The organism is Calothrix sp. CCY 0018, from assembly GCF_963920925.1.
In the GTDB taxonomy this organism is placed as follows: Bacteria; Cyanobacteriota; Cyanobacteriia; order Cyanobacteriales; family Nostocaceae; genus Rivularia.
In genome coordinates this window covers 80,568-103,133 of record NZ_CAWUDI010000031.1, presented here as the reverse complement: position 1 = coordinate 103,133, position 22,566 = coordinate 80,568, and the positions used below count along the sequence as shown (strand labels likewise).

The 22,566-nt window shown below is 35.9% G+C and carries 16 protein-coding genes and 1 tRNA gene; 14 read left to right on the top strand and 3 right to left on the bottom strand.

Features of this window, described 5'->3' with window-relative positions; all coding sequences use genetic code 11:
• Positions 1-89: 89 nt before the first annotated feature.
• On the bottom strand, positions 90-1,001 hold the full coding sequence (locus tag ACM03V_RS21920; protein ID WP_414622917.1) for a glycosyltransferase: 912 nt from the start codon (positions 999-1,001) through the stop codon (positions 90-92).
• Positions 1,002-2,122: 1,121 nt separating this feature from the next.
• On the opposite strand from ACM03V_RS21920, the gene hepC reads away from it, so the two are divergent.
• The 7 genes from hepC to ACM03V_RS21885 all read left to right on the top strand — a co-directional run bounded on the left by hepC (position 2,123) and on the right by ACM03V_RS21885 (position 9,418).
• Complete coding sequence (gene hepC / locus ACM03V_RS21915; RefSeq protein ID WP_414622916.1) at positions 2,123-2,932, top strand: heterocyst development glycosyltransferase HepC; 810 nt, start codon at positions 2,123-2,125, stop codon at positions 2,930-2,932.
• Between the two features lie 300 nt (positions 2,933-3,232).
• Positions 3,233-4,030: a class I SAM-dependent methyltransferase gene (locus tag ACM03V_RS21910; RefSeq protein WP_414622915.1), complete on the top strand. Its 798-nt coding sequence runs from the start codon at positions 3,233-3,235 to the stop codon at positions 4,028-4,030.
• 55 nt (positions 4,031-4,085) lie between these two features.
• Positions 4,086-5,342, top strand: a complete 1,257-nt coding sequence (locus tag ACM03V_RS21905; protein WP_414622914.1) for a glycosyltransferase family 4 protein — start codon at positions 4,086-4,088, stop codon at positions 5,340-5,342.
• 347 nt (positions 5,343-5,689) lie between these two features.
• Positions 5,690-6,508: a hypothetical protein gene (locus ACM03V_RS21900; RefSeq protein WP_414622913.1), complete on the top strand. Its 819-nt coding sequence runs from the start codon at positions 5,690-5,692 to the stop codon at positions 6,506-6,508.
• Between the two features lie 93 nt (positions 6,509-6,601).
• Positions 6,602-7,495 (top strand): glycosyltransferase family 2 protein, encoded by an 894-nt coding sequence (locus ACM03V_RS21895; RefSeq protein WP_414622912.1) that lies wholly within the window; start codon positions 6,602-6,604, stop codon positions 7,493-7,495.
• A 6-nt stretch (positions 7,496-7,501) separates the two neighbouring features.
• Positions 7,502-8,608, top strand: coding sequence for a glycosyltransferase (locus ACM03V_RS21890; protein WP_414622911.1), 1,107 nt, complete (start codon positions 7,502-7,504; stop codon positions 8,606-8,608).
• Positions 8,609-8,938: 330 nt separating this feature from the next.
• Positions 8,939-9,418, top strand: a complete 480-nt coding sequence (locus tag ACM03V_RS21885; RefSeq protein WP_414622910.1) for a hypothetical protein — start codon at positions 8,939-8,941, stop codon at positions 9,416-9,418.
• A 78-nt stretch (positions 9,419-9,496) separates the two neighbouring features.
• Here ACM03V_RS21885 and ACM03V_RS21880 read toward each other — a convergent pair whose 3' ends face one another.
• Positions 9,497-11,692 (bottom strand): GumC family protein, encoded by a 2,196-nt coding sequence (locus tag ACM03V_RS21880; RefSeq protein ID WP_414622909.1) that lies wholly within the window; start codon positions 11,690-11,692, stop codon positions 9,497-9,499.
• A 1,211-nt stretch (positions 11,693-12,903) separates the two neighbouring features.
• Positions 12,904-12,975 (bottom strand) — tRNA-Gln (locus ACM03V_RS21875).
• 453 nt (positions 12,976-13,428) lie between these two features.
• Here ACM03V_RS21875 and ACM03V_RS21870 point away from each other — a divergent pair.
• From ACM03V_RS21870 to ACM03V_RS21840, 7 genes are all read left to right on the top strand, one after another.
• Complete coding sequence (locus ACM03V_RS21870) at positions 13,429-14,688, top strand: RNA-guided endonuclease InsQ/TnpB family protein (protein ID WP_414622908.1); 1,260 nt, start codon at positions 13,429-13,431, stop codon at positions 14,686-14,688.
• 132 nt (positions 14,689-14,820) lie between these two features.
• Positions 14,821-15,108, top strand: coding sequence for a hypothetical protein (locus ACM03V_RS21865; protein ID WP_414622924.1), 288 nt, complete (start codon positions 14,821-14,823; stop codon positions 15,106-15,108).
• A 752-nt stretch (positions 15,109-15,860) separates the two neighbouring features.
• Entirely contained in the window at positions 15,861-16,163 is a 303-nt protein-coding gene (locus ACM03V_RS21860; RefSeq protein WP_414622907.1) for a PqqD family peptide modification chaperone, read from the top strand.
• A gap of 648 nt (positions 16,164-16,811) precedes the next feature.
• Positions 16,812-18,836: a lasso peptide isopeptide bond-forming cyclase gene (locus ACM03V_RS21855; protein WP_414622906.1), complete on the top strand. Its 2,025-nt coding sequence runs from the start codon at positions 16,812-16,814 to the stop codon at positions 18,834-18,836.
• 148 nt (positions 18,837-18,984) lie between these two features.
• Positions 18,985-19,146, top strand: coding sequence for a lasso peptide (locus ACM03V_RS21850; protein ID WP_414622905.1), 162 nt, complete (start codon positions 18,985-18,987; stop codon positions 19,144-19,146).
• Between the two features lie 234 nt (positions 19,147-19,380).
• Positions 19,381-20,256 carry a hypothetical protein gene (locus ACM03V_RS21845; RefSeq protein ID WP_414622904.1) on the top strand — a complete coding sequence of 292 codons (876 nt, stop codon included), beginning with the start codon at positions 19,381-19,383 and terminating at the stop codon, positions 20,254-20,256.
• 94 nt (positions 20,257-20,350) lie between these two features.
• Positions 20,351-22,168 (top strand): ABC transporter ATP-binding protein, encoded by a 1,818-nt coding sequence (locus ACM03V_RS21840; protein ID WP_414622903.1) that lies wholly within the window; start codon positions 20,351-20,353, stop codon positions 22,166-22,168.
• Positions 22,169-22,566: the final 398 nt, after the last annotated feature.

Sequence of the window (22,566 nt, the reverse complement as noted above, 5' to 3'; positions counted from 1 at the left end):
AAAATTCGGCAGACAGAAATTAGTTAATAGAGAAGAGTAAATATTATACATGATTCTTTAACATTTTACCTAGTTACTTCTGCCAAATTTTATGAACGCTGTAACTTATCAAATTTAGACAATACAAAAAAACGCCAACCATTTTGTAATTTAGAATTCACTTTAAATATTAAGTTAATCAACTGCCAAGATTTTCGATAAGGTTTATACTTAGCAAAAAATTTCAAAGCAGAAATCATATGTATCAGCGTTAAATGGTTAAACTTTGAATGAGTACTCGAACGTTGATATAAATGCAGTGCAGATACTTCCGGTTGATATAAAACTCTATAACCATTTTGCCATGCATCTACACACAAACTGACATCTTCAAAATACAAGAAAAACCGTTCGTCAAATAAACCATAGCGCTCTACATACTTTCCAGATACCATCATGAAAGCCCCAATCGCCCAATTAATTTCTATGGTTTTTCTAGGAGGAGGCATACCAGCATAATAATAATCAAAGGGGCACAAGATATTCTGCAATTTTTCCCCTAATAAATATTTGCATAGCAAAAAGTTAAACGTAGGAAATCTGCGAATTGAAGGTTGAACCGATTTGTCAAGATAAAGTAACTTCGGACAAACAATTGCGATATCCGATCGAGAATTTAAAGTCGCCTCTAAGCGAGGAATTATTTTTGGTTTAAATGTTACATCCGGATTTACTAAAACATAAGTCTTACTAGGTGCATCTGCAACAGCCCTATTATTAGCAACCCCAAAACCCAGATTGGTTTCTCCTTTTTTACCTATAAATATATTTGGATATCTCCGAGCAAAATCATCCAAAATTTGCGGACAGTTATCCTTCGAGGCATTATCGTACACAATCACTCTACCTTTTCGAGGATAAAAAGCCTCAACTACTTCAATGCACGATTCAATTGCGCCTCTTAAAGTTCTGGTTGAATTATAAGAAACTATTACAAAAGCTATATCACTTTTCACCATCATGGTAAATACACCCGTATCCGCATCAAGAAAATGCAGCTAGTAACAACATATCGTAATATGACTATGCTTTTTTGGACTACATAAATCAATAATTCCTATGCAAAATTATCTAATTATGAATTGCAACTAGAGTCAAAATTTTAACCTCCGCATGGATATTTTTCGACTTTTACTTTTTTGGAAGATAAAATCGTTTAGGATTAAATTAAAATTCAAACTGTGTATATATTGCATCCACCAAAAGTTGTAGATTTATCTCTAAAACTTTTGCAATAGTTATTACCACAATGGGATGCATAGATTAGTCAACAGTACAGTATCAATATCAAAATTTGAATTATAATAGTGTTTTTTTACCGCCGACTATATGAGATTTATTATAGATCAAATAGCAATGTCAACTAATGCGATAAAAAGATTGTCACGAACTATAGATAAATATTTCAAATTTAACTTTTAAATACCATAAATTAAAATTTATACCGTATCCTTTGCTTGTTCTGGGTTTATTCTGTTAAGGGATTAATTTTACTATCAACACTTGTCTATGAAAGCAAATCAAGCAAAAGGTAAGTACCAACTTTTGAAAAGGCGATCGCTCCAAATCAATAGCTAATAATTGCTGTATTTAAAGCTAACTCGGTAGTTCGGGTGTAGCTGCTTCTTTAAGATTGCTGCTGAGCGACAACAAAAATATTCATTGTCAAGAGTATAAGTTTAAACTTACTTGTGTAAGCAAATTTTCTAGTATTTAGATGATTATTCATAAAAAAACTAATCTTTTTTTTAATGAAACCGAGATTTTACTGACAAATGAGTTGACTTGATTAGGTAAATAAACTTATCATTAGACTAATATTTGATAAATCTAGGATAGAATATTAGTCTAAATACCTACAATGTCAAAAGAAAGCTCTTTAAAAATTTTGCTGGCAGAAGCGTTATTGCGATTAGTTATTTAGACACCTTTCTAATATTAAAGATGCGAGCGTAATAAATATTCATTAAAAACAATTTGATTTATAAACCAAATTTATTTTGCAGCTAAAGATTAATTAGAAACTTCCGAAATACTTTAGTACTACCGATTATTGATCCTCAGTAATTACTTATTCTTAGCTATGGTTATTGAGCAAAAACCAACGTCAGTAAATTTTGCATCATATGTTGACTTAGAAAAGCCAATAAAAGAAAAAACTTTTACGGATAACAATTCTTGTAATGATGATTTGGGTTATAAAATCAAGTTGAAAGATGAAAAACTTTTAGTTAACCTAACTTGTAAACGGCAGCATATGCATTTACTTTCTAATAGAAGCGAAGCATTTTTAGCTGACTGGCTGCAATTTTCTCCTGCGACAATAGTACAAATTGATTCACGCATTGAATTAGAAAAGCTTGAAATTTGGGCTAATCAATGTAAAAGATTAAAAAAAACAGCGTTTTTACGTTTATCGAAGAAAGAGAAGTGTTACAAAAACCCTAATAAAACCTCTAATAATTTCAATAGGCTCAATTGGGTTATAAAGCGGTGCTTAGATATTTTCGGAGCATTAATATTAATTGTTATACTTGCTCCGGTATTTATTGCTTTAGCCTTATTAATTAAAATTTATTTTCACCAACCGATATTAAAAACACAATGGTGCATTGGTAAACGAGGTAAATTATTTTGCATCTACCAATTTGGTGCAAATCTAAGAGAACTTAATTTGAATGGTTTGAGCAAATTACCCCAGTTGTTTAATGTTCTCAAAGGTGATATGAGCTTGGTAGGAAGGTTTCCTTGGAGTTTAGCCCAAATGAGAAAAATTAGTTTATCAGAACAACAATTCCTTGATGTTTCACCTGGTATTGCAGCGAGCATTAAAGGTGGAAAACAATCAAGAAGGGAACAGGGAATGGGGAACAATGGTAAAAGATATTTGTAAAGTCTAATTAAATACTTTACTTAGAGGATGTAAGAATGCGTCAATAACTATACTCGGAACCTCTCTCCAAACCTCTCTCCTAGAAGGAGAGAGGCTTTGAACCCAAACCCTCATTCCCTCATAGGGAAGGGGGGCAGGGGGGTTAGGTTTTCGAGGTGCTGGAAGTAAAGTATAATACTTTTCAAACATCCTCTTAGTAAAAGTTTGAGGGGGAAGAACATTTACACCCTCAACGCCAGTTCCTACAACGGAGGGGACTGGCTCAATTTTCCGCAAAATCCAAAATTATCAAGGTGAATCATGGAAGTAAGTAGAGCAGCTACACTTGCAATTAAAAACTTAGGATATCATCAAGTTGGTAAATGCAACATATGTGGTAAATCTACTATTTTCATCTGCATTGATGCAAAAACAGTTCGGAATAATATGTACTGTCCTTTTTGCAAAAGTTCATCGCGAAAAAGACACGTAGCAAAATTATTGATTGATAAAGTAATTCCTAATATTTCTAGTCTTGCAGAAGTTTCATCAAATAAGCATTTAGATAATCTAGATAAATTAAACATTTACAACGCTGATGTAAACGATGCTTTCGATCGAGTTTTGCATTCAGCCACATCATATTACTGTTCGAGCTATATACCTAACGTTGAAATAGGAACAGAAATTCGCGAACAAGTATTTTGTCAAAATTTAGAAAAATTAACTTTTGATAAAGAAAAGTTCGACGTAGTAATTACAGAAGATGTATTTGAACATATCAGAGATTATGAAAAAGCTTTTCAAGAAGTATATCGCGTATTAAAAACAGGTGGATATCATATTTTTACGATTCCCTGCTTTTTTGATAAACCAACTTTAGTTCGTGTTGACACCTCGGGAGTTGAAGATATTCATTTATTACCCCCAGAGTATCACGGAGACAAAATTCGCGGAAAAATCCTCGCATATAGAACTTTTGGAATCGATATTTTTGCAATCTTAGAAAAAATTGGTTTTGAAACCACAGTAGATTTCTCTAACTATCTAGATAGAAACTATGGAATATTTGATAGTTATGCTTTTTGTTCGAGAAAAGTTGAGGAAGTAAAGAGTTAGGAATTAGAAGTTAGGAGTTATAAATTAATTGATAACTGATAATTGTTCACTGATAATGAATTCTTTAATCCTGAGTACTTTTGATATTAGTGGTGGAGCAGCTCGTGCAGCATTTCGCTTGCATCATGGATTGAAGGATATAAATATAAATTCGCGAATGTTAGTTGAATATAAAACTAGTAGCGATTCTACCGTTATTGCAAATACGAATAAATTAGAAAAGCTGCTCAATCAAATGCGACCTACTTTGGATAATTTACCATTAAAATTTTATCCAAAACATGATTATGGGACTTTTTCTCCACAGTGGTTTCCAGATTTAATTGATTCTAAAATCAAGCATCTGTCTCCAGATATAATTCCAGATATAATTAATATCCACTGGGCTTGCGGCTATCTAAAAATTGAAAGCATTGCTAAATTTAAACAACCACTAGTTTGGACTTTACACGATATGTGGGCATTTACGGGAGGTTGTCATTATAGTTTGGAGTGCGATCGCTACACTAAAACTTGCGGAAGTTGCTTTCAACTTGATTCCCAAAAAGAGCAAGATTTATCGCGCTGGGTATGGAAGCGTAAAGCTAAAGCATGGCAAAATCTCGATTTAACAATTGTCACTCCCAGTCATTGGTTAGCCAAAAAGGCGCGACAAAGTTCTCTATTCAAAAATTATCCTATAAAAGTTATTCCTAACGGTATTGACATTCAAAAATATAAACCGATTGACAAAAATACCGCTAGAAAATGGCTGAATCTTCCTATAGATAAACAGTTAATTTTATGCGGTGCTGCTAAAAGTAGTTACAAAAGAAAAGGAATGCATTTATTTGAAAAAGCCCTACAAATTTTAAGCCGAATGGGCTACAAAAATAAGGTAGAGTTAGTTGTTTTTGGTTCCTTACAACCTAGCGAAGGGGATAACACCGATTTCAAATGTCATTATATGGGTAATCTTCATGATGATATATCCTTGGCGCTAATTTATGCCGCAGCAGATGTTTTCGTTGCTGCTTCAATTCAAGATAATTTGCCTAACACCGTAATCGAAGCTTTAGCTTGCGGTACTCCATGCGTTGCTTTCAATATTGGAGGAATGCCCGATATGATTGAACATCAAGCCAACGGTTACTTAGCTCAAGCTTTTGAAGTAGAAAGTTTAGCTAAAGGTATTGCTTGGATATTGTCGAATAATTACCCGCAAAAAATTCGCGATCGCGCTCGTGAAAAAATAGAGCAAGAATTTAACCTAGAATTACAAGCAAGACGTTACTCTCAACTTTTTAATGAAATAATTAATCAAAAATTGTAGTATTAATTTTTCCTAATTACCAATTCCCAATTCCCAACTTCTTATATATTTTGTGGGAGCATCAAGTGAATATTAACGCAAACATTCAACAGCGACAAACCAATTATTTTTTTTATACATTAATCTTTTATACAGTATTAATTCTATATCTATTTCCTTACAATTTAGAACTTCCCCACGCTAAAATATTTTTGCCTTTACTGGCGATGGTTTTATTAGTGCAGCTTTTTTTCTATAAAACTAAATTATTAATTATAGACATTTTACTCGTATGCTCAATTTTGATTGTTACCTTTATCAATTTTTCAACATATCATTTATTTCGATATAGTTTACCAATCTGCCTAATGGTTATAGGTTTCAGTGGTTGTCCGCAAATACGCATCAAACGCAGCTATTTAATCGGATTATGCTGGCTAGCAACCATAACTTTAATTTATCAAATGGTAGTATATAGAAGAGTAGAGTTTGATGGCAGCGCCAGAGTTTCTTTAAGTAATGGAGATCCGAATGTATCTGGTTTATTTATGTTATTATTCTTTTTCCTTTCCTGTAAAGCTAAATTTAAACCAGGTATTATTTTAGCTTTAGTTTCTACAGTATTTTTCTTAAGCAGGAATTATTTTCTCAGCCTGCTAATTTATTTACTAATTATTTTCTGCGAGAAGAAATTTATCGGAATAGCCAGTCAAATAAATTTTACTGTTTTCTTTCTATTATCAAATATTTTTGGATTTTTAATAGGAGAATATTTTTTAAAGTTTGTTGAAATAGGTTACGCATACGATACAAGTGCAAACCGTTTATTTTCTTTTAACGATACGTCAAATTTAGCCAGATTTGAAGCTAACCACTTTTTAATTACATCTTATTATAATGATTGGACTTTAGCATTAAAAGGTTATGCAGGTCAATACGATGAAGCATTTAAAAGCGTTGGTTCCTTAATTCATAATTCATTTTTAGAAGTAATTGCCTACATCGGCATTCCATTAGGAATTCTTTATTTCTGCGCTATTGTAAAAATAGTCGGTGGGTACTATACTCCACAAAATTATAAGTTTATCTTTCCCTATTTATTCTTTTGTTTATTCTTACATAGCGGACTTCAAGGACTTGCTCCTTTACTTTTCGTTAGTATTTTAGCCATGTCAGTTGAACAGTAACCAGTTAAAAGTAAGCAGTTACCAATCAACTTATAACTCCCAATTCCTAGCTTCTAGTATTCAATCTAAAATCTAATAAGTTTATCAAAAAGGATGCAACCTAAAATATCAGTTATCACACCAAGCTTTAATTCCGAAAAAACAATTGAAAAAACAATTTTAAGCGTGATTAATCAACAAAGAATATATCCTTTGGAGTATATCGTAGTTGATGGAGGTTCTACAGACAATACCCGTGCAATAATTCAACAATATGCACAAAATATAGATAAATTTGAACTTGAACTTGAACTTGAACTTAAACTTAAATATAAATTCATATCCGAACCAGATTCCGGTGCCTACGATGCAATGAACAAAGGAATTAATCTTGCTACGGGAGAGATTATCGGTATTATTAATTCTGATGATTGGTACCTTGAAAATGCAATCAAAATAGTAGAAGAAGAATTTGATAAGCATACAGATATAAATATATTATATTCGCCTATCGAGAACTACTATAAAGGTGAATATATAGCTACCTTTATACCGGGAGAACTGGAAAAACTATCGATTCGCTTTACTTTAAATCATCCATCTTGCTTTATTAAAAAATCGGCTTACATCGCAGCGGGTTTGTATGACTTAAAATATAAAATCGCCGCCGACTACGACATGATTTTACGTTTATTTAATCACGGGTTTAAATTTCATTCTATCGAAACTCCCTTAGCAGCTTATTCCCTCAATGGAATGAGTTCGTCACCCTTACCTTGGGATAGAGCAAAATTGATTGAAGAATGTTGGCAAATAAGTAGTAAGGCATCCGATAATTTTCCACAAGTATCTCATAAACAACGGAGAAAAGCCTATATAGCATGGATTATAAACGAAGTATTTGCATTACCAGCGAGGTATTTTTTCAAACCACCTACCGCACGCAAAATAAAAAGTATTATTAAACAGGTTACAAACAAATCCGCATCTGAATATGGGAGATGGTAGAACCTTATGTCAAAAATATTATTTATTTCTGCTCATGCTCCTACCAATTTATATCCTCAAGCAGGGCAAAAGATAGCTTTAAGTAATTTGAATAAATATCATCTTGATAATACAACTGTTGATGTTGTTGTGATAGCGAACAAAGCAGAAATAAATGCTGCTACAGATTTGATAGGGAAATATAAAAATAACCTTTTTACCTATTCCCTTAATAAGTCAGATAAAATTATTAGCTGTTTAACTAACTTATCTATTCCTTTTAAATTTTCTACCCGTTATCAAAAAGCTGTAGCTCATAAATTGCAGGCATTGTTAGCAAAAAATACTTATGATGCGATTCATTTTGAATATTCTCACGCTGCGGTTTATCTTGATTTTATTAAACCGTTAATTAACTCTAAGAATACTCATACCGTAATCAGCATACATGATGTTGTTTCTCAATCTTTTTTAAGACAATCTGAAAATAATCTAATATTAGGTATTGAAGTCGCTAGATTATTCAAGTTTGAAAAAAAGATTTATTCTAATGTAGATCAATTATGGGTTTTATCAACAAAAGACCGCAATATTCTTACTTCTTTATTTGCCATACCAGAAAATAAAATTATTATCAAACCTCCCCAACTGAGTGATTTTATATACAAAATAAAACGAAATATAGAGAAAGTTGATCAAAAAAGCTTATTATTTTGGGCTGCGATGAATCGATCGGAAAACGAGCAAGCAGCTATAAATTTTATTCAAGAATGCTTTGTAAACTTGCTAAAAATAGATTCCGAATACAAACTTTATATTGTCGGTTCCAACCCTTCTGCAAAAATCAGAAAATTTGCCAGCGAGAATATTATAGTAACTGGATTTATCGAAAACCCTACCCAGTTTTTTGAAAAAGCTCAAATAGGCATCGTACCTTTACTTCAAGGTGCGGGAATTAAACTAAAGACATTAGAAATGCTTCAAGCAGGTTTGCCGGTGATTTCAACTAGTATAGGTGCTGAAGGAGTAGAAACATCAAAAAATATATTTATTAACGATCGCTTTGATGATTGGGTAAATATTATTACAAATTTAGCCAGCGGAAAATTAACCATCGATGAATTATCGCGTTAATGGGAATTAGCATCGTATCCATGCACCATCAAAACCGCTATAATTGCAATGCGATCGGCGTTAAGCAAAGCTCTACAATAGACATCTCCGGAAAACATTTCTATGGTTTCAAATTACACGCAAACCGCGAGCCCCCCTACCCCCCTTCCCTACGAGGGAATGGGGGTTTTTAAGCCTCTCTCAAGCGTGGGGGAGAGGTTTGGAGAGGGGTATTTTCAATTCCTGCGATGTCTAATACGGTAATCGCTCGACAAGTGATTTTTCTTTGTTGCACTTTTAAGTTAAAATTAATAGTTCGGTTTGGTTTAGCGCAATATTTCAGCTATCAGTATGGTTCGTTATACTCTCGTTCAAAGTCCAGAAATCATCCTTACAGTTCCCGGCAAAGATTCCGATAAAGCTCGTGAAAAAGCAATGGATAAGCTGATGGAAATTATGGAAGCAGGTGATTTACCTTCCGAACTCGAAGAAGGATTTAGTCCTCAACAATTGATTGAAGTGAAAGAACCGTCAATGGATACTGCTAGCGGTGAAGATACGATTATAGAAGCGGTTCAACTTTTGAGTAATCTTGCAACTCTAAAGCTGAAAGTTCAAGACACACGCGCCGAAGCTTTAGAAGTTCGTAAATTAGTTGATATCCTTTTTTCAGATCAATCCGTCAGCGAGGAAGAAATTTCCAGCCTCAAAGAAGGTTTTAAAGCTCTGAAAAACTTTGCTCAAGCTAATTTACGCTATAAAGATGCGCGAGAAAAAGCAGAACAAGCTCGTCAAGTACTCGATCAAGCTTTGAAGTCTCCAGATAATTAGCTTGGTTTAATTTTAAAAAATTTAGGAGTCAGGAATTTTTCTTCCCAACTCCTAACTCCTAACTCCTAACTCCTAACCTCATACCTTAACTTTATTTACCGAAGATTTTCCAGCCTCGGTTGCATCATCTATATCAACTCTTTCTTTACTTACCTTGTAATACTGTTGATAATTACTTTGAGAAATTGAAGTTGATTCTTTCGATTTATTTGCTACCAAACCTAAAATAGGAGTACCGCTAACTTGAATTTCTTCTAATGCTTGAGCGAATGCAGTGCGTTTCAGTTTACCTAAACCTGCTACCAACATAACACCATTGGTATTAGCAGCTAACAAGTTCGCATCAGCAAAACCAACTATTGGGGTGGAGTCATAAATTACTAAGTCGAAGCTACTATGCAGTTCGCTCATTAAATCCTGCATTTTCACAGAAGCTAATAATCTGGTAGAGTCAGGTGGAACTGGACCAGCAGCCATTACATACAGGTTATCTTCCAGAGGAGAGCGTTCAATTACATTGCTCCACTCCAATTCAGAAGAAATAATATCCGTTAAACCCTGAATATTCATTAACCCTACACGCTTGTGTATAGTAGGACAGCGGAGATTTGCATCCACTAATAATACACTTTGTCCCATCGCAGCTGCTGCCAAAGCTAGCTGTATCGCAACAGTAGTTTTACCATCTTCTGGTGTTGCCGAACTAACCACAAGCGAACGAATCGGGGTATCCGAACCCAAAAGCAGAATATTGGTGTAAAGAGAGCGAAAAACCTCAAAAAAGGATGCACGAGCAGTTTGATGAATTCCACTAGCTGCTCCATCTTGCTTGCTGATAACTGCAAGTTCTTTGCTAAAAGGAACTACCCCTAGTAACGGTAATCTGGTAGTTTCTTTCAAATCTTTAGAAGTGTAGAAAATATTGCTCAACTTGTCTACAACTAAAGCAGCACCTACACCTAAGAGCAAACCTAAAGCTCCACCCAAAGCTAAGTTTTTTCTAGCACTTTGTGACATAGCTTCAGGATCTTCAACTTTTGTAAGTTGAGGATCTAATAGCTTCCAAGGTTGCTGTTTCTGAGCTTTTTCAATTTCTAAAGCTTGCTGCTTGGTCAAAAACTGGTTCAACCCTTCGGTAGCAATCTGTAAGTCCCGCTGAATATTGTCGTAATCGCGGGTAACTGTTGCCAAATTTCTCAGTTCTGCATTGAGCTTATCTACTTTGTCAGCCAAAGATAAATCGCGAGCATATAACGTTTGGATGCGACTTTGAAACTCATTCTGGACTCGCTGTTCCTCTGCATTCAGCATCGGGAGTAAATTCCTTTTTCTGTCCCGTAAAGTCTGTATTGTTGGATTGATATCTGTAAATCTAGCAGACTCCGTTTTAATCTGAATATCAGCTTGCTGAATTTCGTCTAAGATTTTCTGATAGCGAGGATTTTCACTCAGAATAGAATTACCAGCCCTCTCTGCTGGCTGCTGCGCTAACTCTTTTTGTAACTCCTTATACTGAGCCATCATTTGTTCGTACTCTACCCGGTTGCTTAATTGCTGTTGCGTCAAAGTCGCAATTTGACCGGACACTTCACCCCCTTTCTGTGCGGGTTCAATCAGGTTATTTACGCTTCGCAGCGTTCGCAATTTATTCTGCAAGTCTTCAACCCGTTGTCTCAAACCCCCCTTAGTGATTCGTCCTTGAACAAACGCGATCGCCTGATCGATGTCTTCCTGACGATCTTTTAAACTGTATTCTAAATAAGCTTGAGCAACTTCATTTAAGACATCGCTAACTAGCTGCTTGTCTGCGGCTACATATCCTACTGTTAAAATATTTTTTTGTTTGGAGGCAATAACTAAACCCTTAATGAAAGATTCGTATTCCAGTTTTGGATACTCCGTCTGAAGCTTTTTTACAACTGAATTTAGTACTCGCGGGCTTTGTAAAACTCGAATAGTCGTTGCAACATCTTTTTCCGATTCAGGAGCTGCAACTCCTCCAGAACTCAAAGCTTGAGGTACGTTTGATACAGCTTTACTTTCCCCAGTCAAGGGTTCAGTCAAAATCTCGAACTGACCTTGATATATCGGAGGATCTGTTTCTGCCTTCAGCACCGCAGCGGTTGCCACTACCCCCGTGCAACCAACAATCAATAATGCACGCCGTCGTAGAGCCGCTCCCACTTGCCCTAAATTCAATCCACCTTCTTCAGCATCAGTTAAGGGGGTACCTGCTTGAGAAAAGAGGTAAGGATTTTTTTCTGACTTCAGCATAGTCATAGTAAATTAAAAGTACTTAATATAGACATAATTTGTCGCTTTGATTTCTTAAAGACACCATCGCTCTTTCGTCGATCTAAATGCCTTCACAACAGCGATGCACCCCATATTTCTCAAGAAGTTAACAAATCTCCAGACTGTCTACAAGCTTTCAGTCTCGTCTTGTTAACCACCTATCTAACAGATATACCAGCCTGCGCGGAAGTATTGAAGATACTAGTTTACGGCTCGCGATGCACTATGCGTCCAGTAGCATTACTTAGTTGATGCTTGTTGATTCATTTACAAGTGTAATAAATTTTAATTAAATTTTCACTCCTATTTCTACAAAATCGGCAAATTCAGTTTTCAATTCAGTACTTGCATCCCAAGCTCAACCAAGGTTTAAACCACATCTAACAGTAAGTAAGATAATTTATTCTTATAATTCACTCAGTGTATTATTACTCAACTGACCTTGTTTTTTCCGGAAAAAACTTATTGTCAATAATTTTACTGATTCTTATTTTCTTCCAGCATTAAATTATCGAATTTTACTGTGGAAAGGATTTGGCAATTGATTTATGCAATATATACAGTCAAGTGCCAGCAACAATCATCTTAATACTTAGTGACAATTATTGCTTAAAATAAATGTATGTCGCAATATAGCGCTTTACATATATTACAAAGATTGCATAAAGAGGAGCTACTTGCGTGCGGAGGTTTCCTCCGTTGAGCAAAGTGGCGTGGGGAGAGGAAGAGGAAAAGGAATTTTTATAAGTAATCGCGCTTAAGCGGGAAGGGAGTAACGCTAGGGTGTTAACTGTCTACAAAAACAGTACCTAAGTCAAAGCTCTATAGCTTTTTAAAAGATAAAAATTTATGCAAAAAATGCGTTGGTGTTCAAGATAATGCCCTCTCCCCCTCCCCTCTCCCAAGCTTGGGAGAGGGGTGCCCGTCAGGGCGGGGTGAGGGATAAGTATTGCGATTGTTACCGGCATAAAAGCTGTATGAACAAAAAGCGCGAAAATCCTATCAAAGTCAATACCCTAGAGTAACCCACTACAAATGCATTACCCCCCATAATTAATCGGACAAGACTATCAGCTTACGATCTTTAAAAACAATCAAACCGCAAAAAATAAATAAAAAACAAAAAACCTCTCTAATATTAGAAAGGCGATCACTTACAAAACAAAAAATATAATTTGAATCTAAATAAACTGGGGTGCTAGGATTCGAACCTAGGAATGGCGAGACCAAAACCCGCTGCCTTACCACTTGGCGACACCCCATTGACTTTACTCTAGTAACTATAACTTCTTGTTCGGGCAGTGTCAAGTAGTTTCATGTTGATTTTCCAATCAAAGCATCCTATACTTTTCAACAAACACGGGAGATAGGCAGCATCTGGCTGAATCGCCTTCCATGCAAGGAATGGGAACATCAATTTATGTGCCATTCGTACCTAAAAAACGATCGCTCACTCGCGAAATACGACGAGAATAGAAATTATACGCCGACTACAAGCTTTATTTATTGAATACCAATTAATCTTGTTATTATATTGGGGCTAGCAACTGTTATCTAATTTATACCCATAAGTGGACATATGTAGTCATTTTGTCCAGAAATGTAATTTAACTAGCGCCATAGTTACGGTAAATTTTTGTTTATATAGGATTGTGTTCGAACCTAAATATCAGTAAACTAATCGATGTATGATGTTACGGCACCTCGGGCTTTAAATGCTTTTAAGTATCAAAGTTGAGTTAATACCAAACAACAAGCAGATTAGTGCTTTTAAAAAAGCATCCGGTGTAGCACGTCATGCTTACAACTGGGCAAATGCCATCTTTAAAGATATATTACGCCGGAGCGAAACTGATAAGTTGCTCAAATTACCAAGTTCTATCGATTTACATAAAAAGTTAGTAGCCGAAGTTAAATCAGTCTTACCTTGGTACTACCAAACTAATAAAAACGTTCCACAACAAGCACTAAAAGATTTGCGTACAGCTTGGGATAGGTTTTTTAAAAAGTTAACAAAACAGCCAAGATTCAAAAAAAAAGGAAAGCACGATAGTTTTTACCTAGAATCTGGTTCTAAGGCTAAACCAATGATACAAAATGATGGTAAACGTGTTAAATTACCATCAATTGGTTGGGTGAGATTAACTGAAGCATTACCAGTTAGGGCAACACATAATTGTGTGATTTCTCGGACTGCTGATAAATGGTTTATCGCGATTAAGTATGAAGTTGAAAAACCGAGTATTGAAGCTGATAGACCGTCTATTGGTGTTGATATTGGAATTAAAGAACTAGCTGTTTGTTCAAACGGTAAAGTTTTTAAGAATCCCAAAGCTTATCGTCGTATGAGTAAGCGTTTAAAACGCCTACAGCGCTCTGTAAGCAAGAAAAAATTTAGTTCCAATAATCGCAAAAAAGCATTAACTAAACTGCGCTTATTGCACGCTCGAATAGCAAATATTCGTAAAGATGCTATTCATAAATTAACTACTTATCTTGCTAAGAACCACAGCATTATAAAGATAGAAGATTTAAGTGTTAAGGCATTTCTTAAAAATCACAGACTAGCAGGTGCAGTTGCTGACTGTGGGATGTATGAGTTTAAACGCCAATTAGAATATAAAACTGAGAAATTTTCTAGTCAATTAATCGAAGTCTCGAGAATTTTTCCCAGTTCTCAAATATGTTCTAATTGTGGTAAACATCGTCACAAGATGCCATTAAAAGAGCGTGTTTACGTATGTCCTGAATGCGGTCATAGAGAAGATAGAGATTTAAATGCAAGTAAAAATATAGAACGATGGTTTGAAGGAATTTATATTCCGATTCGTTCGGATCAAACGGTAAGCTCTACCGGGATTGCTTGTGGAGTGGACAAACCCTTCAATCGTCAGATTGAAGCCATGATGAAACAGGAAGTTAACACTAAAACTAACTATGTTCAGCTATGTCTAGACTTGGGTAGTTTTGGGTAGGTTTAACAGAGCGGTTGCTTTGACTAATTTCCATGTCATAAGAAACTCACAAGCATAGTTTGTGCAAGGAACAGCAAATTTATTTTTCTCAATTATCTTATGTCATTTAGCAGGTCGGGCATCAACCTTAACGTGTTTTTTTTGTCTTTAAGAGATTTTATCTTAGACAAATTCAAGCTGCACAAACATAAAACCCACGATTTTACTGAGTGCGTACCTGGAACCGACTACGTATTTGAAATTGCAGAAAACTTGACAACAGGTTACATGACAGCGCGAGGTAAAGGTGTCAAACCTGATGACTATATATTTTTACAAATTGGTAGTGAATTTTGTCGATATCAAGTAGAGCAAATTGATTACTACTCGAATCCACCGGATATGTGGATGGCTTTAATCAAAAACGTAACTAATGAGTAACAAAAACGCCGATTTAGATGTATAATAAAATACTTTTTATTCAGAAAAATTTCTGTACCAAGTAATTCTGTACCAAGTAACCTCATTTTATTGCTATCTATTAACAATGGGAAAGTTTATGTACAATTACCTAATTTCAATTTACATTAACTTTATATATATGTAAACTTCATAAATTATTCGCGATTCGTTAGCAATACTTACGTATATCTTCTAAGATTGAATTTAATTAGCTACAAAGCTATATAAAGCTGCTTGCAGCAAGCATCTACCGCTACACAACCTATAATTACAGTCTTGCACTGTGCATTATCTTTATTGAAATAATTATATCAGGGTAAATAAATTGGATCGAATCTGTTAATGTTCCAATAGACATCTCCGGAAAACATTTATATGGTTTTAAATTTACAGATTTACGTAACCCCCCTGCCCCCCTTCCCTACGAGGGAAGTGGGATTTTAAAGCCTCTCTCCTTGCAGGAGAGAGGTTTGGAGAGAGGTTTTTTTCATTTCCGGAGATGTCCAATGTAATTTTTACCTATTCATACTTCAGCTAATACCCGATAGCTTAAGAATGAGTACAAGCATCTACTGATAGTTATTTATGCATCAAAAAATATCGGGACATCTAAACCAATAAACTGTCTTTTGAGCTACTTGTATTCTTGAGTGATATCACTTATATTTGCAGAAGTTTGATACAGGTGGCAGAGGAAAAATCTACAAATTAGAAAAAGGAAGTTTCCTGCGATGATAACTTCAACAACAGATTCCGCGATTTCGGAAAATTCAATAGTAATATCTGTAAAAAATCAAATTTCTTCCGATCTTGGTGGTGAAGCGGTGATTTTGAATATGAACACCGGAATTTACCACGGTTTGAATGAAGTAGGTGCCTTTGTATGGAATTTGATTGAGCAACCGCAAGTTGTAAAAGATATTCAACAGATGCTTTTACAAGAGTACGAAATTGAATCTTCAGTTTGTACCAACGATTTGTTAGCGCTGCTTAACGATTTACAGGGTGCAGGGTTAATTGAAATAAAGAATTAAATGACTGCGTAATTTTTAAAATTGTAGGGTGTAATAGTTGCTTGCGATCGACTTCCGTATTTTACTTTCAGTTATCAGGTTTGATTAGAATTGTGGTTTCTACCGTTTCGAGTTTTATGAAAAAAAAGTTAGTTTACTCAAACTGTATTTGAGCCACATATATTAAACCTAACTTCTTGTACCAGTCTCAACAACTGCCTTGGAATAAATTCCCAGGCTCACAAACAAAGTCTGATAAATCAGACTGGTCATGGCTTTTAGTGCGTTTAAACGTACTTTGTATATGCAGCCCTGAAATTGATTTCTCTGCGAGAAAGCCTCCGGCTTACAAGGCGGGCATATGGGCTTAAGGACATTGGTGCAAGATGTGAATTAAACAAAATTTCTGTCAGTAAAATTATTTAGGCTATATTAATAGCTACTTGCCACACACCTTAAAAAGCAAAGTGTTTCACGCGATCGCGCTTACTACTTAGGTGTTGATGAGTCGTTTTACTTTTTTTCCAAACTTACAAGTATTATTTAATCCCAAGCCAGTAAAACTTTTTGGCTCATGCTGGGATTGAATACCAGAAAAAAGTTGTAATTAGTTTCGCAAGTAAACCTTAAACAACTTATCTCACTATCATCTCTCGAAGGAATCGGATTATGAGCGGTATTACAGGTGTTTACTACCTAGACGAACGCCCGGTAGAACAGCAAAATATAGCGCGAATGATTGATATATTGGCGCATCGGGGACCTGATGGTGCAGATATGTGGGTAGATGGTTCTGTGGGTTTGGGACACCGAATGTTATGGACTACCCCTGAGTCTTTGATAGAGAAACTGCCTCTAGTAAATCGTGCTAATAATATAGTCATTACTTCTGATTCTCGCATAGATAATCGCGAAGAGTTGATTGCTGCATTACAGTTAAATAATCGTTCCTCTGAGAAAATTACAGATAGCGATTTGATTCTGGCAGCTTATGAGAAATGGGGTGAAAATTGTGCGGAACATTTGCTAGGTGATTTTGTCTTTGCCATTTGGGATAAGCAAAAGCAGACTCTGTTTTGCGCTCGTGACCATATGGGGATTAAGCCCTTTTACTATTATCATCAACCCGGTAAGCTATTTGCTTTTGGTAGCGAGATAAAAGCTTTGTTGTGTTTGGCAGAGATTCCATGTCGGTTAAATGAAGTTAGAATCGCCGATTACTTGAGCTTGATGCTAGAAGATAAAGTTATTACAAGTTATCAGGATATTCTGCGACTTCCCCCAGCACACAGTATAGTGGTGAATCTACAAGGAATTAAAACCAGATGTTATTGGTCGCTCGACCCTAAACGCGAGATTAAGTTAGAGTCCGATGCTGCCTATGCAGAAGAGTTTCGTAAAATCTTTACGGAAGCGGTGCGTTGTCGCTTACGGAGTGCTTTTCCTATTGCTTCCCAGTTGAGTGGCGGTTTAGATTCTTCATCTGTAACCTGTGTAGCGCGAGATATACTTAGTCCGAAAGATAGAAATCAAACTAACTTACATACAATATCTACTATTTTTGATAAAATTAATCAGTGTGATGAGCGTCCCTACATAAATGCGGTTTTAGAACAAGGTGGATTAATTTCTCACTACATCCACGGCGATGAAGTTGGACCATTATCCAGTCTAAAAGAGGTTTTTAAATATGAAGATGAAGGCTTTTTAGGTCCAAGTCATTTTTACCCTTGGATAGCAAACCGCACTGCAAATGAATTAGGAATGCGGGTAGTTTTGGACGGTTTAGATGGAGATACCACAGTTTGTCACGGTACATCGAGAATTACAGAATTAGCGCGTCAAGGTGACTGGAAAAGCTGTATACATGAAGTGAAGGCATTTTCACCACACTTTGGAGTCAAACCATATGCAGCATTTCGGAATTATGCACTGCCATATCTAAAAGAGTTTGCAACTAACTTCCGTTGGATTGCATTCTTACAAGGAGTGCAGCTAGTACATAAACATTTTGGTGCTTCTCGAAAGATTTTAATTGTAAATCATGGAATTAAACCTTTTTTAAAGCAGATAAAGCAACTTTGGCGGGGCAAACAAGAGAAAATATCAGATACTTCTGTTTCTCATAATCCCCTTGTTAAAAGTAACTTTGCACAAAAGATTGGTTTAGATGAGCGAATTAAAAAATTAGATGTAAATACTAAAAAACCTCTGACTACTAGAGAAGAACATTGGTTGTCTCTTACTCAAGGTGTATTGCCTCATATCTTAGAACGAATGGATCTATGTGCAGCAAATTTTGCCTTAGAAGTTCGCCATCCGTTTATGGACAAGCGTTTAATTGAGTTTTGCTTGGCATTACCTGCCGAACAAAAATTATGTAACGGATTTGGACGGATGGTGATGCGTCGTGCATTGGAGGGAATTCTACCAGAAAAAGTGCAGTGGCGTGCAGGTAAAGCCGATCTATCACCTAACTTTGATGATGGATTTTTGAATCGCGATCGCGCTTTGCTCTCGGAGGTGATGTCCAATCAGATCGAGCATTTAGAAAAGTATATTGATTCAGATTTTTTACAAGCTGCTTATCAACGAATGAGAACGGAGAACGAAGTCAGGAACGAAGATATTACACCGGCATGGCAGGCTGTTATTTTAGCTTTGTGGTTCGACAGTAAAAAAGTAACACCGTAAGTCCAATAGACTTGGCAGGTTACGAGTTGCAATAAATATTGCAGTATTTATTCCAACTTATACCGTAAGCCCAGTATCGGGGTGCTACCTACCATAATTAGATCAATTAAAACTACATCAATTCTATCCAAAATCAGGAGATTCAATCATGAAGAAAACTTACACTGCTCCCAAGCTAAGCTCTTTCGGTAATGTTACCGAAATTACACAAGTTATCGGTGGAGATGCTAGAACAGATTTCGTCTTTCAAAATGGCGAAGTTATCTCTGGTAACAACGACCTTGGTTCACGAGATATCACCTTAGACTAACCCCAGTAGAAACCTGCATGGTGAGATTAACACAAAAATAATATCAGATTCATGGTTTATATTTGTGGCAGTTTCACTACACCTATTCAGAGAAAATTAAATTTTTGCTTTTAGCTAGTAACCAACTAAGAGCAACTATTTTCTTTAGCTTGGAAACACACAGTTTGTTGAGAAATTTTTCTCAACAAACTGTATTTATGTATTTTAAATTTCTATTCAAATTACACATAAGTAATGAAATATTATAGCATTTACAACTTATGCATTGCATCACAATTAGATTTTCCAGAGTTAATTGAAATTGAAGATAAACCTGATGTTAACATTAGGTTTGGAACAGTTAATGATGTAATTGTAATACAAGAAAAAAGTAACAAAACTGTTGTAGGAAAATTACCAGAAATTGGGAAATTTTTAATTAGTCATGGAAAAGAAATTATTATTGAGCCAGTAACAGATATAGATGAGTCTTTGCTACGAACCGCTATTTTAGGTCCGGTACTATGCGTATTGCTACGACAAAGAGGTTTATTAGTCCTTCATGCTAGCTGCATCAATATTAATAATAAAGGTGTTGCATTTATGGGTGGTTCCGGTTGGGGAAAATCTACCTTAGCAACTGCTTTCCATACAAAAGGCTACAACGTTTTAACAGATGATGTACTACCGATAAAAATTGAACAAAATCAAGCAGTTGTTTTTCCGAGCTACCCACAATTTAAACTTTGTCCCGATGCAGCAAATTCTTTAGAACAAGATACACAAAACTTACTTCCAGTTTCTAAAAATTCCTTTAAAGTAACTTATAAACTTGACAAAGGTTTTCAACAAAATCCGATTCCATTGCAGCAGATTTATGTATTAGATAAAGGAAGCGAACATAAAATTACCAGCCTTCAACCACAAGAAACTTTTGTTGAACTGGTGCGTCATAGTCGTGCAATGAAATCAGTCACCGAACAACAATTTTTTGCAGAACATTTTCGTCTATGCAGCGAACTGATTAAGAATGTCAGATTTTGCCGCTTCACTCGCAAACCTTCTTTAGCAGATTTACCTAAATTAATTAATTTAGTAGAAGAAGACTTAGCTTGCTTGACATTGCAATAGCTATTGATAAATGTATCAATTAAAAGCTGCTTTATCGAAAAATATTCGGTAAACTTAGATAAAAAATTCTGTATAAGTAATAACTATCCCAACAATGCAAGCAGGCAAGAAATTAAAAGAAAAATTCCAAAGTACGCAGCGTCTATTGCCTGCTTTGCGACTGGTTTGGCAAAGTAGCCCTCGTTGGACGATCGCCCGCGTAGTAATCCTAGTTATTCAAGGTATCCTGCCAGTAGTTGCAATTTATCTGGGCAAACTAATTATAGATACGGTAGCTGCCAGTCTCACCACTACCGATAAAACCGCAGCTTTTAATAATGTAATATTTATTGTTATTCTCGCAGCAGCAGTTACCTTATTAACTAATCTTGCTAACTCCCTCGGACAATTAGTTACTACCGCTCATTCCCAGCGTGTTACCGATTATATGCAGGGAATTATCCAGGAGAAATCAATTGCAGCCGATTTAGAGTACTACGAGAATCCCGTATACTACGATGTATTGCAAAGAGCGCAACAAGAAGCGCCTTACCGACCTCCGCAAATCTTAAATCGTTTGGCACAGGTTGGTCAAAATGCGATTACTTTGATAGGAATGATTGCTTTACTGCTGTCGCTGCACTGGGGAATACCCGGTGTTCTTTTTCTTGCATCGTTTCCAGCTATGTTAGTGCGGGTGAAATATTCTCAGATAATGTATCGCTGGCAGCGCAAGAAAACACCGATGGAACGTCAGGCAGCCTATCTAGGCTATATGCTGACGGTAGATCAGTTTGCTAAAGAAATTCGCCTATTCAATTTAGGTACTCACTTTTCTCAAGCCTATAGCCGCATTCGCCGACAGATATATAAAGAGAGTTTAACCATTTTAACCGGAAGCTCTTTAGCTAATTTTGCGGTCGAGGCGATCGCCGGTATTTTAATTTTTGCAATTTATTCTTATATTATCTACCAAACTATTAATGGTGTGCTGCGTTTGGGGGATTTAGTTCTGTACTATCAAGCGTTACAGCGGGGACAAGGTAATATTAAAGGATTACTTAACAGTTTATCTGGACTTTATGAAGATAACTTGTTTTTGGCTAATCTCTACGAATTCCTGGACATTAAACCCAAATTAATCGATCCTCCCAACCCCAAACCGATTCCTCATCCGATGAAAACTGGGATTGAATTTGAAAATGTCGGTTTTCAATACTCTACTACTACCCGTAAGGCGCTGAAAAATATTAACCTGAAGATTAAACCGGGAGAAGTAGTAGCTTTAGTCGGGGAAAATGGTTGTGGTAAAACTACTTTAATTAAACTTTTATGTAGATTGTACGACCCCACCGAAGGCAGAATCACCATTGATGGGATAGATTTAAGTCAATTTAAAACAGAAGAATTACGCCGTCAAATCAGCGTGATTTTTCAAGACTATGCCAAATACCACTTTACAGCCCAAGAAAATATTTGGTTGGGAAACATCGACTTACCACCGCAGAGCGACAGCATTATTCAAGCAGCCCGTCGTTCTGGTGCGGATGACGTGATAACGAAATTACCCAAAGGTTACGATACTATTTTAGGTAAATTATTTGACAAAGGCGAAGAGCTTAGTATCGGGCAGTGGCAGAAAGTCGCTTTAGCGCGGGCATTTTTACGGGATTCTCAATTAATTGTTTTGGATGAACCTACCAGCGCAATGGACCCCAAAGCCGAGTATGAGGTGTTTGAAAAGTTTCGTCAATTAATAAAAAATCAATCTGCTATTTTAATTAGCCATCGCTTATCTACTGTAAAAATGGCCGACCGGATATACGTAATGGATAACGGAACAATTGTCGAAGGTGGTACTCATCAAGAATTGATGAAACTAGGGGGTACTTACGCTCATTTGTTTGAAATTCAAGCAAGTCAATATATGTAAATAAAACTTACTTAGTAGTTTGTCCCATTAGTTTTGCGGGGTGTGTATCTAATCCGCCAGGGACTGCAAGTCCCTGTCTAATAGCAAAAGTCCTATGAATAGGACTAAGGTAATATCCCTCAAAATTAATGTGGTGGAGTACTAGTAGTTCATTTCCAGCCGTTTTGATGAATTGTATTCTAGTCCTATTTATAGGACTTTCGCTGTTAGCTCTGGGTTTGCAACCCGGAGCGGGTGTGTAAGCAAACCCCTCAAATTTAATGCAATCGACTATTAGAACGAAACCTGCGTAAACTTTGCTTCCTTGATTGAATTTGAAAAAATATTTTCCCTACTCCCTGCTGCCTATTCCCTGCCCTTAAGTAACTTGGTCAAATTAAATATAAAACCTCACTCTG

What these genes read in the sequence shown, in the direction of transcription:
- ACM03V_RS21920 (WP_414622917.1), bottom strand. Translation starts at nt 1,001, where the DNA reads ATGATGGTGAAAAGTGATATAGCTTTTGTAATAGTTTCTTATAATTCA.
- hepC (WP_414622916.1), top strand. Translation starts at nt 2,123, where the DNA reads ATGGTTATTGAGCAAAAACCAACGTCAGTAAATTTTGCATCATATGTT.
- ACM03V_RS21910 (WP_414622915.1), top strand. Translation starts at nt 3,233, where the DNA reads ATGGAAGTAAGTAGAGCAGCTACACTTGCAATTAAAAACTTAGGATAT.
- ACM03V_RS21905 (WP_414622914.1), top strand. Translation starts at nt 4,086, where the DNA reads ATGAATTCTTTAATCCTGAGTACTTTTGATATTAGTGGTGGAGCAGCT.
- ACM03V_RS21900 (WP_414622913.1), top strand. Translation starts at nt 5,690, where the DNA reads ATGGTTATAGGTTTCAGTGGTTGTCCGCAAATACGCATCAAACGCAGC.
- ACM03V_RS21895 (WP_414622912.1), top strand. Translation starts at nt 6,602, where the DNA reads ATGCAACCTAAAATATCAGTTATCACACCAAGCTTTAATTCCGAAAAA.
- ACM03V_RS21890 (WP_414622911.1), top strand. Translation starts at nt 7,502, where the DNA reads ATGTCAAAAATATTATTTATTTCTGCTCATGCTCCTACCAATTTATAT.
- ACM03V_RS21885 (WP_414622910.1), top strand. Translation starts at nt 8,939, where the DNA reads ATGGTTCGTTATACTCTCGTTCAAAGTCCAGAAATCATCCTTACAGTT.
- ACM03V_RS21880 (WP_414622909.1), bottom strand. Translation starts at nt 11,692, where the DNA reads ATGCTGAAGTCAGAAAAAAATCCTTACCTCTTTTCTCAAGCAGGTACC.
- ACM03V_RS21870 (WP_414622908.1), top strand. Translation starts at nt 13,429, where the DNA reads ATGCTTTTAAGTATCAAAGTTGAGTTAATACCAAACAACAAGCAGATT.
- ACM03V_RS21860 (WP_414622907.1), top strand. Translation starts at nt 15,861, where the DNA reads ATGATAACTTCAACAACAGATTCCGCGATTTCGGAAAATTCAATAGTA.
- ACM03V_RS21855 (WP_414622906.1), top strand. Translation starts at nt 16,812, where the DNA reads ATGAGCGGTATTACAGGTGTTTACTACCTAGACGAACGCCCGGTAGAA.
- ACM03V_RS21850 (WP_414622905.1), top strand. Translation starts at nt 18,985, where the DNA reads ATGAAGAAAACTTACACTGCTCCCAAGCTAAGCTCTTTCGGTAATGTT.
- ACM03V_RS21845 (WP_414622904.1), top strand. Translation starts at nt 19,381, where the DNA reads ATGAAATATTATAGCATTTACAACTTATGCATTGCATCACAATTAGAT.
- ACM03V_RS21840 (WP_414622903.1), top strand. Translation starts at nt 20,351, where the DNA reads ATGCAAGCAGGCAAGAAATTAAAAGAAAAATTCCAAAGTACGCAGCGT.